Below are 16,911 nucleotides of genomic sequence, written 5' to 3' on the forward strand. Positions count from 1 at the left end.
AATGGAAATCAAAGTGAACGCAAGGCATTCAAAACAGGCTTACAGCAACCCGCCGCCGAATGTGTCTTCCTCTTCTGAAGCAGGCTGAGGCGGCTCTGCCTCCGCGGGAGTCGGGGAAGCCGCTTCCGGTTGATCAAGGGGAGTTGCTGACGCCACTTCAGTTATAGAGTCATCGCTGACATTGTCAACCGGCGCAGCGAGCGGAGCTGCCTCCGGTTCTTCCTGGGAACGGGCTGCAGCAGCGGCGCGTTCGGACGAAGACTGATCGTGAGCCGGCGGTTCATAGTATTCGAAATGAAAGGGATCCCGATACTGCTTGCGTTTTTCTTCAACCAGTTGCATAAAGACGGTTTTTCCGTCCACTTCGACCGGTTTGGCAACGACATCGCCGCTTAAACGGATCGTCTTTCCGGTCTGGGGGCATTTCCAGAGCCGTCTGACATCAAGATCCAGCTTTAATCCGGGGCCTTTCATGGTTCACTTCGCTTTGCTGCTGGAGGTCCAGAAATCAACACTTTTCAGAATTGCCTGACTACACTACACTCTCGTCTCTACTAAAGATAGCTGATCCCGCCTGCCCGGTTCAATTGCTGGCGTAAAAATAATTACCGTGAAAAATCTTTTGTCCATTAAATCAAGGATTATTGATGTCCGATTCCACACAGCCCGCCTCACAAACGGCCCCGAAGTTTCCTGCGAAAGCTGATCTGATCCAGGTGGGTCGCGGGCTGCTCATGGGAGGCGCGGATATTATTCCCGGCGTTTCCGGTGGAACGGTGGCGTTGATTCTGGGCATCTATCAGCGACTGGTAACCGCCATTAGCCACTGCGACGCCCGGCTGTTTCAAATGCTGGCGAAGCGACAGTGGTCTGACGTGGCTACGCATCTGGATCTGCGGTTTGTGCTCCCGCTGGGAGTGGGAATTCTGACGGGGGTCGTCAGCCTGGCCAGCCTGATGCATTACCTGCTCGACTACCATCTGCAACTGACGCTTTCCGTTTTCTTCGGCCTGATCCTGGCATCGAGTTATCTGGTCGCGCAGATGGTCAAGCGCTGGACCGTACTGAATGTCCTGGCCTTTCTGGCATCAATGGCGGGCGTCTACATCCTGGTGGGCGAACATTCGATCCAGCCTCCCGAGGGAAACCTGTATGTCTTTTTCTGTGGCATGATTGCGATCTGCGCGATGATCCTGCCGGGCATCAGTGGTGCGTTAATTCTGATTCTGCTGGGAAAATATCACGACGTCACAGGCCTGTTGAAAACGATCCCGAAGGAACTGCTCAAAGGCAATATCGACTGGAGCGGTCTGTTGACCGTGGTTGTGTTTGTTTTGGGCTGTCTGATTGGACTGATCCTGTTCAGCAAGGTATTGCGCTGGCTGCTGCACAACTACCACACGCTGACGATGGCCGTCTTATGTGGACTGATGGTCGGATCGCTCAGACGAATCTGGCCGTTCAAAGTAGATGTGACCCCCTACACCGCCGACCAGACGCCCGAGATGGTTCCGTTCAAACATCGGATCTATGAAAATGTCTGGCCAACCGCTTTTGACGGACAGTTCTGGGCTTCGATTGTGCTCATCATCCTCGCCGCCCTTTTAATCTGGGGGCTGGATTATCTCTCACAAAAGTACGCCATGCATGGCACATCAGAACTCTGATCGAACTGCGATTATTTTTTCCCATCATCCTGAGGGTAGAGTAACACGCGATCGTGGCATAACAGGATCAGATCTTTGCGATTGTCACCGGTTATGTCGGCAATGACGGCTTCCCGGGGATCAACGCCGGACTGGTTGGAACGCGAAAAGGTTTTCTCTTCGAAGACTTTGAAGTTCAAAGCGTGCTTCAGCCCTTCGTGTTCCTGGAAGTTCAGGATTTCCACCTGGTGTGTGCGCAGATCCAGAATGACGACATCCGACTGCCCGTCGCCGTTCAGATCGCCGGCCACGGAGTCGGTAAAATAGGCCTGCGGAATTTTGGATTCGTACGAAGCGACATCTTTCAAAGTGGGAGGGGTCTGGCCTGAGTAGAGTATTCCAAACTGGCCGCGACCAAACAGAACCAGATCAGACTGCTGGTCCCCATTCAGGTCAGCGACATGCGCGGACAGGAAAGGAAATTCGCCGATCTCGACTTCTTTCCAGGGACGATACACGTTGGATTCTTTCCGCAGGATGCGGAGCTTCTGCACTCCCAGATCGATCAGCACGATTTCGTCACCGGGTTCACCATCCAGGTTAATGTTGACGGCTCCGACCACGCGGGCTTTACTTTCCGGCGCATTGAACTGATCGAGCACCTGCCACTGATTGTCGGAATTCAACACCAGTCTACGGGCGAAATTGTTCTGAGCAGTCAGAATCCAGTCCCGTTTCGGGCCGCCTATGAAAATGGATTCCGGTTTGATCTCATCCAGGTTGATTCCCCCGGAAGGAGTGATCAGCTGCGGCGTCTGTTTGGGAGTCAGGGTGATCATTTTGGGAGAACGGGAGAGCCCGTAAAACGCCATCAGCTCAAAAATCCCGTCGCCGTTGGCATCGAGTTTGACTAATGATTTCGGGTTTTCCAGGTTGGGAGGATTGCTGGGAAAATGATACTCGACCCAGGTACCATCCGGATTCAATTTCAATGCCTGCAGCTTATACTGATTCGATTCCACCCGGGAGACATAGATCAACTCGGGAGAATGGTTGCCGTCGAGGTCGGCCATTTCAAAGGCAACAGGCTCCCCTTTCACCGGCAGGATTTTGGGGAACGAGAGTCGCTGATTTTCAAACGAACTGACGCCGATAATCTTTTCCCGTTCGCTGAGAACAAACACTTCGGCCCGTCCATCGCCGTTGACATCTTCAATGCGTAACTGTTCGACTCCCAGCAGTCCGGGATAGGTCTGCCCGAGATCGAGGCCTCTGTCTTTCGCCTGCAGGTAGACCAGCATCTGCGCGGTTTCCGGGTCGGAGACCACGACGTCGGTAATTCCGTCTCCGTTGATATCACCCAGATCGAAACCGCGATTTCGGCCCGAACCTTCTTCACCGAAGCCGTACATCGTCAGTCGTTTGGAAAGATCGCCATTTTGAGTCGCCGATTTTTCCAGCTGTTGAATACGCATTCTTCCGGTCTGCGAATCGATGGTAAGGATTTCGGAACCGGGTTTGCCGTCAATGTTTGATAAAGTCACCGAACGGGGATTGGAAAGTTCAAAGCGGATTTCCGGCCCCAGATTTCCATCCGGTTTCTGCAAGCGGGCACAGAGCATCTGATCTTTGCCGTCGCGGGTGGCGTACGTAAAGTCGTTGCGTCCGTCTCCATTCAGATCCGCAATGGCGGCGAGCCCGAGTTTAGGCGATGTATTCAGAATGGAGCGAGGGGTTTTCAATTCCCCCTTCTGGTCCTGCAGGATGACATAGGTGTGATTTGTGCCCAGGACAATGAGATCGGTTTTCTGATCGTGATTCAAATCACCGGCGGCAATCGTCCATTGCGTGGACTGCAGATCGGCCAGACGGATACGTTTGCGGTCCGACCATTCACCTGATTTCGTCTGATAGCGAATAATGAGACGGTCCGGCAGAGCCAGGTAGGCCAGGTCTTTGAGTCCGTCACCATTAAAATCGCCCACGGTCAGCGCAGAAATGGAGACATCCACGGGAATTTTGATGTGCTTTAAACGGGCATCATTGGGAATGGCGTTGACTTCGTCTGACATCTCATCGGGTGTGACTTCTTCGCCGGGAGCACGCTGCTGCAGGACATCGATGCGGCTGTTACTGTTATCAATCAGAATCAGATCATTCAGGCCATCCCCGTTGAGATCTTCGGCCAGCATGTTGGAGGAGCGGTCGGAGAGCTTGAAGAGTTCCAGCGGTTTAAAGCCGTAAGAATCTCCCAGCCTCGCTTTCTCATCCGCGTGAGCACGCGAGCCATCAGCGGCGACGCAGTAGATTGCCAATAATACAAGGCTGAGAATTCTGATTGATTTGCTTGAGCCGTTTAACATCCTGTCTCCTTGCTGTCTATCTTAACTGCGACGTGTTGATTTTCTAAAATTCGATCAGCATAACCAGAATCATTACTGGACGCGAATCTCGAATGGCATAATTGTGAGCAACTTTTCCCGAGACAGTAAATTGATCAGGTCCATTTTTTTCACCTGTTCAGCCAGACCTGGTGCGAGGGAATCGAGCAGACGGGAGACCTGCTGACGTTGTTGCGTATCGCCGTCCACGGGTCCGAACAACTGTTCGAACGGGCTGGTCGGTCGGGGGAGAATCAGTTTTTCAAACTTCGCACCGTCTTCGATTTTCCCCAGCTTGCGGGCGTGTTCGATGGCTTCGTCCAGTGTTCCCAGTTGATCGACGAGTCCGAGCTTCAACGCCATTTCGCCGGTATAGACGCGACCTCGCGCCAGTGCTTCCAGTTTGTCGTAGTCCATTTTGCGACCGGTGGCCGCTTTCTCGGTAAACTGTTTGTAGATGGCATTCAGCATGCCGGTGACGGCAACCCGTTCTGATTCCGTAAAACCAGTCAGCGGGCTGAAGGTTCCACTGTTACTGCCACGTGAGATGACGCTGGTCGTAATGCCGATTTTTTTGTAGAGGCCTTCAATCGCCAGCTTGCCGCCCACGACACCAATCGAACCAGTAAGGGTACCGGGTTCGGCAAAAATGCGTTCGGCCCCCATGGAGATGTAGTAGCCACCACTGGCGGCGACGTCGCCCATGCTGACGACAATCGGTTTGCCGGCTTCTTCGAGGGCCCGCCACATCAGATCGCTGGCCAAGGCGCTGCCGCCGGGACTGTCGACGCGGACCACGATGGCTTTGACCTGGTCATCGTCGGCTGCCTTCTTAACGGCTTTGATAAAGGTGTCTGAACCCAGGACGTTGCCGCCCAGCAGACTTCCCTGAGCAGACGAGCCGGACATGATGGCTCCCGTGGCATAGATGACGGCAATCCGCGGACCGGAGCCGATACGCTGTGAAGAATCGATGCCGGCCAGCAGGTCCATCAGCTTGATGAGCCCGGCGATGCCGGAGAAGTCGGTGTCGGCCCGTTTCTTCGCATATTTTTTGATCAGCTTGACGTCGTTTTTGCTGTTCTTACCCGTGAGCAGTTTAGGCAGCTGGTCTTCATAGGCGATGTGATCGATCAGGCCGAGCTTCTTTGCTTCCGCAGCCATATAAGGACCGCCGTTGATAGCCGCTTCGACTTTCTCAGCAGACATTCCCCGTGATTCGGAGATCATACTCGTGATCTGCCCGAAATAATTATCGAGCAGCGCTTCCATTTCTTCGCGAAACGCGTCGCTCATTTCGGTGCGTGTATAAGGTTCTGCCGCCGACTTGTATTTGCCGACCCGCAGGATATCGGGCTTGATATCCAGGATGTCGAACAGATTCTTATAGAAGCTGACTTCCGCACGCAGCCCGAGCAGAATCAGCGAAGCCGACTCGGGCATCACGATCTGATCGCAGGCGGACGCGATCAGGTAATCTTTGGTCATTCCCGATTCGATCCAGGCGAAGACTTTCTTGTCGCTCTTGCGGACTTTCTTGATTGCCTGGCGCAGTTCATTCAATTTGGCCCAGCCGAGCTCGGTCCCTTTGAAATGCAGTACCACGCCGGTCAGCGATTTATCTTCCGCCGCTTTTTCAAGACGTGAAACAACTTTGGAGAGCGACTCGGTGACATCGCCGAACAGGCCGGGCATCTGCGGGCCTTCGGGGTACGAGCCTTTAATCACCATGTGTGCCCAGTTTTCGCGGACTGGTTTTTCTTCTTTTTCAGCCTTGTCAGCAGCTTTGTCCTTGTCAGCTGCGGAGGCGGCATGGGGAGTCAGAAGTAATGCACATCCCAGAAGCAGCGCCACAAGGAACCAACGATTGTTATGAACAGGCATCGACATCAGAAATCTCCAGAATCGGGACGTATGTATTGTTTGCAGAGCCAGAAGCGTTGTGCTGCAGCAGAAGAGATCACTCTGGTAAACGTTAAATTTGTATTAACTGCTATAAGCAGTCTAAGTGGAACAACAGGCTACGGTCAAGAAAGAGTTGACTGATGCTCCCGTTATACGCACTGAAATGTGTTGGCTTCGGAAAATTCCTGTGGGAAAAACCAAAAAGTGTTGTCAGAGGATGCATCATTTGTCACACTGGAACAGCTGGTTGCTCGCGTGATCTCCGGTCACAGTTCCGTTCCCTGTACTCACTGTGGTTTTACAAACATGTCCGTACGTACTTTGCTTCTGTCACTGATCTGCGTTGTTTCCTTCTCGGGTTCCCTTTCTGCACAGGGACTGATCTGGGAACTGCCCGCCGACGGCTCCTGGGTCCGCTTTGAAGGGACCTATGAAAAAGAGATGCCGGGCCCCGAATCCAACGATTTGAACATCAAACTGCAATGGACACGGCATCTGATCATCAGTTCCGTCGGTTCTGAAATGGCTGAGTATGAAGGGGAACAGACCGCCTGTCGCTGGCTGGAATTCAAATGTATCACCGGCAAATCAACAGAATCGGGAGTCGCGCCCGGTGTTTCCGGCCCGCGGATCTACAAAGTGCTGGTTCCCGAAAAAGCCATCAGCGGTGAAATCAAAGCGACAATTGGTAAAATTGAACTGCCGATTACATTTCTGCCGATTGTCCGCGGTTATCGCAAAATCGGTGACCGACCAGTCGAACCGCTGAAAACCAACATTCTTCGCTTCTACCCCATGATCACCATGCTGGAACACTACACCCAGTGGGATTCCGTTGGAGAACCTGCCAGTGTGGAAACGCCGGCCGGAACCGTCTCCGCACGAGAGTACCAGGGAACCTTCACCAGCGAAAGCACAACGACCCGCTCGAAAAACGAGGGGAAAATCTGGCGCACTTCCGAATTTCCCTTCGGCGTTGCCAAATGGACGGTCGTGATCACACGCGAAACCAAGGGGGGAACGCGTCCCCGCACCGAATTCAAACAGACATCACTGATTCAGGTGAACATGTCGGCTCACGAAGTGGGTAAAAACGCGGAAAGCGAACTGCCGGCCTCACGCTGAAGCCAGCCAGAACTCTACACTGCGACTTCCTGTCCTGCCTGACCCGATTTCAGGCGGGATTCCGGTTCGATTTGCAAACAATGCCACCCGAGACTTGACGCTGTCCCCACAGGTGAAAAGAATCAGGTGTTTACGAACTTCTTCGCTCCTCCCGTGTCTGCGTGGGGGAACTTCCGAGATCTGATATCAGTTTTCAGATCCACCAACTTTTATACAACCAGAGAACAAAGATCACCATTATGTCGATGCAGCTCTCAGCTACTGTTCAGAAACTCAAACCTTCCGCGACCATTGCCGCTGCAGCAAAAGCCAAAGAATTAAAAAGCACAGGCGTCAAAGTCTACGAGTTCACCCTGGGAGAGCCAGACTTCACCACCCCCGCTCATATCTGCCAGGCGGCAAAAGACGCCATGGATGCCGGCCAGACACATTACACGCCGGCAGCCGGAACGCTCGAAGTCAAACAGGCGATCTGCGATGCGTATCAGCGTGACTACGGTTTGAGCTATCAGCCGAACCAGGTGGTTGTGTCCAACGGTGCCAAGCATTCGATTCATAATGTGTTGACCGCCTTATGCGGACCCGGGGATGAAGTCATCATTCCGACTCCCTACTGGGTCAGCTACAGTGCGCTGGTCGAACTGACCGGAGCCACTCCCGTGATGGTGGAAACTTCAGAAGAGAGCGGCTTCTGCATGAGTGCCGAACAGTTCGCCGCTGCCATTACACCCAAAACCAAGCTGATGATGCTCAACAACCCGTGTAACCCGACGGGAGCCGCATACCCGGTGGAAACACTGGAAGCGCTGGCGCAGGTCGCGGTTGAAAAAGATGTGGCAGTTCTCTCGGACGAGATCTATGAAAAACTGATCTACGAAGGTTCCGAATTCCGCAGCTTCGCCTCCTTCGGCCCGGAAGTCGCAGAACGCACGATTATTGTCAGTGGCGTCAGTAAAGCTTACGCGATGACCGGCTGGCGAATTGGCTGGACTCTGGCCAGCCCGGAACTGACCGCCGCGATGACCAAACTGCAGAGCCAGGAAACTTCCAATCCCTGCAGCATCAGTCAGGCCGCGACGATTGCCGCGTTGACTGGTCCCCAGGAAAGCGTGGAAGACATGCTGACCGCGTTCAAAGAACGTCGTGCTTATGTGCTGGAGCGCCTGCGAAAATTCCCGGACATCAGCTTCGCGGAACCAGGGGGTGCGTTTTATGCGTTCTTCAATGTGAGTGCCCACTTCAACAAACCACTGGGGGGCGGCAAAGTGGTCACCGACTCCAGCGAGTTCTGTACGGCGTTGCTGGAAGAAGCCCATGTCGCGCTGGTCACCGGCGATGCCTTCGGAGCACCCGGATATGTCCGTCTGTCGTTTGCCACGGACCTGAAAACACTGGAAGCTGGCCTCGATCGTATCGAACAGTTCCTGTCACCAGCATAACAGTTCAATAAAATGTTCTGACAAAATAAAAAACACCATCCCGATTTCTCAGGATGGTGTTTTTGTTTTTCACTGATACTCAGATCAGACCAGAGGTCGTGATCTTAGAATTGTCCCCAACCGAAGGGCAGTTCACCGATGTCATTACCAAGGATGATACCATTAGCATCGTTCGGTGTGACAAGAAACGGGTTATCGTCAAGAATGAAGGGTGCCGTATCAAGTGAACCGTCAACACGGAAGGTACTTGCTCCGGTACCAGAGTAGAGGAACGTTCCTGCCCCTGGTGCATTCAGGTTGGCAATGCGAGCTGCCTGACGCTGTGCATTACGAGCACGGTCGGTATTATTAAACGGTCCCGGGCTGTTTGCCAATGAATTGAGACGCGATTTGAAAGCATCTGTGACGTCGTAGAACGCCCCGGAATTGTTTGCATCCGTAGCAATGGTCGTATTGTTATCCCAGCTCAAGTCCAGACGAGCCAGTGGATCGCTCTGGAAGGTGGTAATCACAGTCGGATCATTGGTATTCCCCCAGGTCCCTGCTGTCGCAGCCGGGTCAACTGTTGAGACGAACGATTCAAAGTAGGCGTCTGACCCGAAGTTACCTGTTAAAGTATTATTGGTAACTTCCATGATCACACCGGAGCGAGTAAAGTTCCCGGCGCCATCACTGGCAAACCCGCCATCGTCGGAGATACTGTTACTGGCATTTGATGTACCGACGCGAACAACCAGACCTGTGCTGCTGAAGGCCCCAGCAGATCCGTTAGCCAGAATCTCGTTGCTATCCATATTCAATCTCAAACGCAGATCGCGAAAGAGACCACCATCAGCCAGGAGAGCCGTATTTGCGGAGACATCCTGCGTCTGATTTGCTGAGGATGTGTAAACCACATAAACCCCTTCAAGTGTATTCCTGTTAACAACGTTTCTATTGAACTCTACACTGATGTTCGTCTGGAAATTGTTCCCGCCTGACTTAGCCAGGAGGTCAAAACCACGTCCCTGGTTAAAGTCAATGATGTTGTCTTCGATTGTCAAAGTATAGCTGGGGCCAGAATTGACATTCGTAAACTCAATACCATCACCACCATTCATTGTAATATCGTTATTTGTGATGGTGATGTTATTGGTACCTACCAGATTCATATCGATACCGTGTAACACGTTGTTGGAAATCAGGTTATTATTGAGTGTAACAGATCCGGCACCATCGATGTTCACACCATCGACACCGTTATTCTGGATGGTATTACGATTTGCTCCGGCACCGCCGATCACCAAACCATTGGAGGCAGCAGACAGATCAATACCATTCAAGGTATTGCCGCTGATGGTGTTGGCAACCCACGTTCCTGTTACGCTGCGTAAATCGGAGGGGTCACCCGTCATTTCTGTCGTACGGATACCATTTTGAGTGTTTCCTGTGATCGTGTTACGAGCCATGTTTGCCTGTAACACTGCATCAGCCTGCACACTGATATCAACACCGTTCTCAGTATTTCCGGTGATGGTGTTATCATTGATTGTATAGGTATCAGTGATATTGGCATTCGCCGCAGTCAGGCTGATCCCGTCCAGGGTATTGGAAGTAAAGGTGTTAAACAGGACATTGAAATTAGACACGACACCGTTCCCGGTACGAATGACTTCCAGACCACTGCCGCCGTTTCCGGTGAATGTGTTTCCGAATTCTTCCGTACCCGTACCGACATTGAGATTGAGGATCTGAGCGAAGTCAGCACCGTTATTACCGGTCACATTAAAGTACAATCCGGACGCTGCGTTGTTCTGGAAGGTGTTACGCTGAAAAGTACCGGTGATGGTTGCAGTATCACGCATGATAAAGCCCACGCCCTGTCCGTCGAAGTCAGTGTTGACGGTGGTATCTACCGTGGTGTTAAAGTCGTGCTGGTCTGCGTTCACAGTATTGACCGTATTCCCTTCCATGACGAGACCGATATGAGCATCACCGTTGTCCTGGAAAGTATTGATTTCCGAGTTGTCAATAGACGCCAGGTTACCAAAGGTCAGGTTCACACCACCGTTACCACCGACGGTGGTTGTACCGGTGACTGTACCACCGACACCAGGACCGGCTCCTGCATCGGGCAGGTTAGGGGCACGTCCGATGAATGTATTTGAAGTGATCGTGGCGGTAGTCCGGACATCGCTGGAATCAAACAGGATACCATATGTACCGAGCGTCGTGCGGTTGAAATTGTTGGAATCGATGCTGCCCAGAGTATTGACTGCAGTACTGGTTCCGCCCAGAGCGGCACCTCCGATAAACATGCCAGCTTCAGTATTGTCGCTGAAGTCGTTGGATGAGATCAGAGCGGTGGTGAAGGTACCACCCGTGTTGTTCACAATGCTCATCCCGTGTCGGGTGTTACCTGTGAATGTGTTGTTGCCAATGGAAGGTGAACCATAGGCAGTCAGATCAATCGTCCCTGTGGTCAGTGTAAAGGCTAAACCATCCTGGCCGTTCCCGGTCGCGGTGTTATTAACGACACTACCATTGATGGCACCATCGTTAGTTGTGACCAGGCTGATACCGTTCTGTCCGTTGCTGCTGAATATATTCGTGGTCGAGTTGATATTACCGATATTCAGATTGGTTGTCGAACCGGCACCATCTGAAGTCGCCACAAAACCGTCAACACCGTTGTTGCTGGCGTTGATGTTGGTCATCCCCAGATTATCTCCACCATCTGACAAGGCAGACAGAGTACCGGTTGCAGTGGTATTAAAGGCAATACCATTTCCGGCATTGTTGCTGGCAGTAATGGTATCAAAGCTGTTAAAGGTAACGGTACTTGAATTAGAATTGACGACTAAACCACTGGTGGTGGCATTCGTATTGCTACTGAAGGTATTGGAGGAGAAATCGGTCACAATCGAGGATGCGGCGTCAGCTGTAATAATCATACCGGTACCATTGGTACTCCCAGTATTTCCAGTGATCCCCAGTGAAGTCACGCCGTCTGCAGCGGTTCCGACTCCGTCAATAGAACTTCCTGCATTTGCGATAATTTCAAACCCGACCCCAGTCCCAGGAGGCGTCACCCCCAGTACATTCGTCGCAGAGTTGTCCATGAACGACAGCTCCATCGTACCTGCAGTTTGTGTGATCCGGGCACCGTGGAGCGAGTTCACACCATCGCCAGAGAAGGTGTTGCTGGAAACCACACCGGTTTCGGTGGCTGTATTGGTGACATCGATACCGCGGTTAAACAGTACAAAGGTGTTGCGATTGATGTCAAATCCGCGTGTTCCCGCTGAGTAGATACCATCATTATGCGGTGTGCCTGCAGTCCGGGCACCACTGATATTGAAACCGGAAACTTCCCAGGCACCACCCTGACCAACGACAACCGCTCCAGCTGAGCCGCCGGCACCGCTTAAGTTTGTCAGAGTAGGACGGCTGGCAGCAGGATTGTATCCAGGCAGAGTAATGCTGACGACATTTCCGTCGTTATCCAGCGTATTAAATGAGTGTTCTACCGCTTCACTCAACAGACGCTGACCGGTGACACCACCGATACCGCCACCATTGTCCAGCAGCACAATCTGACCATCCAGGTTCAGTTCGTTACCGTCCTGTACGAAGATGATGTCTGTTGTTGAAGTTGGTGGAGATGCGTTATAGGCGGCAACCGAACCGAATGGTGTTTCATACGTACCATCTCCGACCGCACCGAAATCCGGATCAATGTGTGCTACTGTGTAAGGCAGGCCGTCATCCGGATTGATCGCGAGCTCGGTCGTTGTGGTCTCTTTCACGTTGGCCACAACGCGGTAGTTACGATTCATAGGCTGATACATACGCTGCTGCAGCGTTTTCGGACGCATCCATTTGTCAGAACGACCTTCCGGAATCGAGAGCGTTACATTCATCCAGGCGTTGGAACCGAAAACAGAGTCCTTGGCATAGCTGACACTCATCTGCCACCAGTCATTGATATTCGCTTCTGCACGGAACTTGGCACCGGCAGCACTCTTGTCGTTATCTGAGTTGTAGTAGTATCCCCCGACATAACCATCGATGCCGAATTTACCCAGGACCGGCAGTGGACCACCGACTTCCGCGTCGACACCACCATAAGATGATTCTGATCGTCGTGTTCGATTCAGATAAATTCGATTCGACTGGAAGTAAGCACTTCCAGACAGATTGTTAGAGATAATGATCTCATTGTTATTGATCGGAAAATAACCGTTAATGCGCGTTGTCAGATACTGGCCGATGACTTCACCACTCAAACCAATCTGGTGGTAATCCTGATAGTGTCCGTCATCGTAGTCGTACCAGCCTGCGAAGGTGAAAATTTTATCCAGGTTTTCGCTGTAGGCACGCCACCCGGCACCAAGGTTGACACCGCCGGCTCCCTGGTCAGTCACCATGGCCCGTAAATCCAGGAAGAGCATGCTTTGTTCGGGGTTAATCGTAAATGGCAACAGAACACCCAGATTGGAGTAACCATCATCATAACCGATACCGCCACCAATGCCTTTGTCGAGGCGGAAGATGGGATGAAATGCATCGATGTCCATGGGCTGATAGCCGGCACCATTATCGACGAATTCATTCACTTCCATGGTTTGTGGAGCAGGCCATCTGTAGGGAGCATATCCCTGCAGGTTATCCTGATAACTCACATCCTTCATGGTGGTGAATCCGGGAACGTGATTTGTCTGGACTGTGTTGTCAGGAATGAAATCATGCCTGAATACACCAGAAGAAACGTTCCCTACAATTGCAGAACCTGCCGGCTCACCAATTGTCACTCGTCCTTCTGTTTGATTACCTTCAGACGTATCAGGATCTGCGAAAGCAGACACCAGTACGTACTGAGAGGCTAAAAAGAAGCAGGCCAGGCTGACACTTAATTTGTTCATCGAATGCTCCAACGTCGATGTGTAACTCGTCTCTTACGATTTCAGACGATCAACTTCGTTCCTTATCCTCTCCCGAACTTGCACGCTCAGGATGTCTGATCCTGAGTCTGCAAAACCGGTCGAGGCGAACAGGCGGGTCGTTCCCGAACTGATCTCCCCCTTGTCCCCGGTCGGATGTGAAACTTTTCCGATTATCCGGGTACAAGCGGTTATTCTGATCTTTCGGAATAATCGCATTGTGAAGTTGAGACGAAATATGCTAATCGTAGCGGTGGTAAGAAAACGTAGAGGAGAAGAACTGAAACCGTGCCGCTCTTAACAAAGCGCAAGTATTTATGTTTCAGTACCTTAGAAAGTTTCTTAGCGCGCCCTGCCGAGGCGATCCATTGAGCAATTTGATTAAAAAATTAATCAAGATTTTTGGGCTGTAAAATGCCCTTGCCAGGGACCAATCAATATTCCCATGTCCACTTCCAGTGGTAACGGTCCGCCATTCCGCACAACATGGGTTGTTTAGGATCTTTGAAAGCGACTGTGACGCTTACTTAAACCAGATTGTGTCGGCTTCCCATTTTCCGTTGACGGGGATCAGCGTCGTCAACGTACGGCCATTTTTCATCATAATTTTTGCATGCAGAGTCCCGTCCACATCCAGCATTTCGATGCTATGGACCAGGTCTTCCGGAGTGGCAGATTCGGCCTGTTCTTTTGCCTGATCGAGTGCTGCTTTTGTAACCAGCTTTCTGACCCGTTCCGTGAAATAAGGCTGCATCGAAGCCACATCTCCCGCGCGGATATACTGCAGCTGTTTCTCGATCACCTCTCTCGCTTTCAGTTTCAACTGATTTGCCAGTTCCTGTTTCTGTTCGTCCGTCAGTCTGGCTGTTTCAGGATGGGCCAATATCAGTTCCGCTGATTTCAGTTTATTGATCCATAGCTCACGATCCTCTGCTTTGAGAGGTAGTTTGCGTGTGACATATCCCAGCCGGTGCATGTCGCGTGAGCCACGTACCAGTCTGCTGATCTCATGCTGGGCGGGTGTTTTATCACTTTTCGCAACCCGCCATTCATACAAAATATCATTCTCGCCGTCCTCAATCACATTCCATTCTTCCACCTGATGTGACTTCTCGAGCAGAGCCTTCATGCGATTCATCATTTCCCTGGCAGACAGCTGCTCGCCAAGTTTGAACAGTCGTTGCGTGGAAAACAGCTGCTGATAATTCTGGACGGTCTCATCCGGGAGTACATATTCGGTCAGCGCATTCGTCGAATTCATCATGCGGTACCCCTCCCTCCAGGGAGCCCCCAGATGAAATTTCATGGACTTCTCTGCCGTCATGAATTTCGCCGACAACCCCCGTGTGTCAATCAAAGCATACAGACTGGCATTACGGAAGGAGAGCCACATAAACCCGTAAGTCAAACGGGTTTCCTCTTTCTTATCCCTTTGCGCATCGGGTTTTCCCAGGAGTTTCAGCACTTCGACTTCCGGCGTGCCGACATTGAGGATCCCTTTGCGATCGAAAAAACTCCAGAATTTGAGAAAGTCCTGGATGGCACGTTTGTTATCCGCATCCAGAAGAACCGCTTTGCGGATCTCAACCCAGCTTTTACTGGCCTGGGAATCTTCGAGGTAAGCAACGGCCAGCAGATAGTGCAACATGCTGTTTTCAGGCTGTAATTCGATTGATTTTTCGAATTCGGTGATCGCCCCTTTCCAGTCTTTCTGCTTGAGCATTGCCTGCCCCTGCTGTGCATGAGCCAATGCTGCTTTTCGTTTTTCCAGCGTTTCGGCGGACGGGGTTTCCGGCTTGGCTTCAGGAGTATCTTGAGCCCGGCAAACGTCTCGAGGCAGAAAAGCGGTGATGAAGATCACCAGAAAAAATGCAAGACAGCAGGCAGACCGGTTGCGGTTCATTTTGGCGGGGTCCCTTCAAGTTCCTGGCAAGACAGACTTTGGAGAACTGACAAAATCTATTTTTCTGATTTCGACCCTGGTTTCTTCTCAGATCCAGAATCTGGCCCTTTGATCAATTGTAACTCAAGCCGCCCGGTATGCCACATATAATTCGGCCCAAAACCGGCAACCGGGCCCCAGTCGTTCGCAACAGACTTTTTGAGATACGATTGCGCCTGCTGCTGATGACCGAGCAATGATTCGTTCAAGCCAATATAAAGATACGCATAAAAATAGCGTTTACTGCGTTCCCCGGCATCGATCTCCGCAGTCTCAATATTTTTCAAAACGGTCTCGGGAGTCGTTTTCCCCTGAAACATCCGATACAGATCGGGAAATGGTTCGCGATCATCTTTTTCATATTTCAGCAGCCCCTGTTGCGCCGCGGCTGCTCCTTTGGCCTTGTACTGAGAAAAGTACCGCCAGATGCCGTTCTCGCGATCGACGTTATCGAACGAATGATAAATTTCAAACTGCTTCGCCGCTGCTGTGTACTGCTTTGCATAGTAACAGGCGATGCCCCGTCTCCAGTGAGAGGCAGAAATGGAAGGGTTCAGCTCAACCATTTTGTCATAATCGGCGACTGCGGCCTTGAAATTTCCGTTAAAGAAATACGCGTCTCCGCGACGGGAATAGAGGGCGGTCTCGCCGGGTGTCTGCTGGATTTGATCTGAAAGCTGTTCAATCTGCTGTTGCAGTTTGAGCTTAAGTTGGGCGGCTTCCTGCCTCGTATCGGATCTGGCTGATGGTTCGTCTGCGTAATTCGTCCCCAGAACCGAGACCAGGCCTACAGCACACCACAGGCCACTTCGTAAAAACCAGTATCGCATCAATGCTTCGCTTTCCGGGAAAAGACCATGAGGGGACGCCGATTCCGGTGAACCGGTCCTGTTTATATACTGTCATACTCGCAAACGGCTTAAAAGTGTGAAACAGACTGAAAAGAATAGAAAATTCTCTCCCCGATCGACTTGGCGAACCGAGAAATTTTCGTATAATACCCCCTAGTGCTACAAGTGATGATGCCTGCACAGCTTAGCTAGCGGAGTCACTCCCATTTATTGCCTGATAGTGTAACGGTAGCACGAATGACTCTGACTCATTTAGTCTAGGTTCGAATCCTAGTCGGGCAACTTCAAACGTCCTGAACCCCAGTTGGTTCAGGACGTTTTTTTATTCCCTGCAGGAAAACAGACCACTGTTGACGCGAGTGTTACCCATGTGTCCGAACGGTTGTGTATCATGTGTCCGGTCTAAATAGCAAGCCAACAGTGTCACCCGACCGAAGCGATACAATGAGGATAAACACAAATACAAGAAAGGTTACCGTGTGCCACGGTCCGGCTCGTCCGGCCGTGCCGGGATAGTATAGGACGCCCGGTTCTGGAACGAATGCGGCAGCTGTGACCTCCTGCTCGCTCCGCTCGGCCCGAATTGCATTCGGGCTTAGCCACTTTTTACTTTCGTGCGGTTTCGTGTCTTTTCGTGGTAGAAAAAATCATTTCGAGCGTTTCATCGATTCCCATTGTGGTTTGATACCAGGGCGATACT

Annotated in this window: 9 protein-coding genes and 1 tRNA gene; 4 read left to right on the forward strand and 6 right to left on the reverse strand. The window is 51.6% G+C overall.

The annotated features are described in order from the left end of the window. Positions 1-39 precede the first annotated feature (39 nt). Positions 40-474 (reverse strand): hypothetical protein, encoded by a 435-nt coding sequence (locus ACN0YN_RS14140; protein WP_417385664.1) that lies wholly within the window; start codon positions 472-474, stop codon positions 40-42. 173 nt (positions 475-647) lie between these two features. On the opposite strand from ACN0YN_RS14140, the gene ACN0YN_RS14145 reads away from it, so the two are divergent. Next, positions 648-1,667, forward strand: a complete 1,020-nt coding sequence (locus ACN0YN_RS14145) for a DUF368 domain-containing protein (protein WP_417385665.1) — start codon at positions 648-650, stop codon at positions 1,665-1,667. Positions 1,668-1,678: 11 nt separating this feature from the next. Here the strand turns inward: ACN0YN_RS14145 and ACN0YN_RS14150 are convergent, their stop codons facing one another. Both ACN0YN_RS14150 and sppA read right to left on the reverse strand, forming a co-directional pair. Continuing rightward, positions 1,679-4,009 carry an FG-GAP repeat domain-containing protein gene (locus tag ACN0YN_RS14150; protein WP_417385666.1) on the reverse strand — a complete coding sequence of 777 codons (2,331 nt, stop codon included), beginning with the start codon at positions 4,007-4,009 and terminating at the stop codon, positions 1,679-1,681. A 72-nt stretch (positions 4,010-4,081) separates the two neighbouring features. Next, positions 4,082-5,917, reverse strand: coding sequence for a signal peptide peptidase SppA (gene sppA / locus ACN0YN_RS14155; protein ID WP_417385667.1), 1,836 nt, complete (start codon positions 5,915-5,917; stop codon positions 4,082-4,084). 321 nt (positions 5,918-6,238) lie between these two features. Here sppA and ACN0YN_RS14160 point away from each other — a divergent pair, with 321 nt between their 5' ends. Both ACN0YN_RS14160 and ACN0YN_RS14165 read left to right on the forward strand, forming a co-directional pair. Beyond that, a complete protein-coding gene (locus tag ACN0YN_RS14160; RefSeq protein ID WP_417385668.1) occupies positions 6,239-7,057 on the forward strand; it encodes a hypothetical protein in 819 nt (272 codons plus the stop codon). A gap of 239 nt (positions 7,058-7,296) precedes the next feature. Next, positions 7,297-8,496, forward strand: coding sequence for a pyridoxal phosphate-dependent aminotransferase (locus ACN0YN_RS14165; RefSeq protein ID WP_417385669.1), 1,200 nt, complete (start codon positions 7,297-7,299; stop codon positions 8,494-8,496). A 104-nt stretch (positions 8,497-8,600) separates the two neighbouring features. On the opposite strand, the gene ACN0YN_RS14170 is transcribed toward ACN0YN_RS14165, so the two are convergent. The 3 genes from ACN0YN_RS14170 to ACN0YN_RS14180 form a co-directional block, all read right to left on the reverse strand. After that, positions 8,601-13,400 carry a right-handed parallel beta-helix repeat-containing protein gene (locus tag ACN0YN_RS14170; protein WP_417385670.1) on the reverse strand — a complete coding sequence of 1,600 codons (4,800 nt, stop codon included), beginning with the start codon at positions 13,398-13,400 and terminating at the stop codon, positions 8,601-8,603. A gap of 541 nt (positions 13,401-13,941) precedes the next feature. After that, positions 13,942-15,321 carry a tetratricopeptide repeat protein gene (locus ACN0YN_RS14175; protein WP_417385671.1) on the reverse strand — a complete coding sequence of 460 codons (1,380 nt, stop codon included), beginning with the start codon at positions 15,319-15,321 and terminating at the stop codon, positions 13,942-13,944. A gap of 56 nt (positions 15,322-15,377) precedes the next feature. After that, positions 15,378-16,190 carry a tetratricopeptide repeat protein gene (locus ACN0YN_RS14180; protein WP_417385672.1) on the reverse strand — a complete coding sequence of 271 codons (813 nt, stop codon included), beginning with the start codon at positions 16,188-16,190 and terminating at the stop codon, positions 15,378-15,380. Positions 16,191-16,422: 232 nt separating this feature from the next. On the opposite strand from ACN0YN_RS14180, the gene ACN0YN_RS14185 reads away from it, so the two are divergent. After that, positions 16,423-16,493, forward strand: a tRNA-Gln gene (locus tag ACN0YN_RS14185). Positions 16,494-16,911 lie beyond the last annotated feature (418 nt).

Origin of the sequence: Gimesia sp. (genome assembly GCF_048260065.1) — a bacterium.
GTDB lineage: Bacteria > Planctomycetota > Planctomycetia > Planctomycetales > Planctomycetaceae > Gimesia.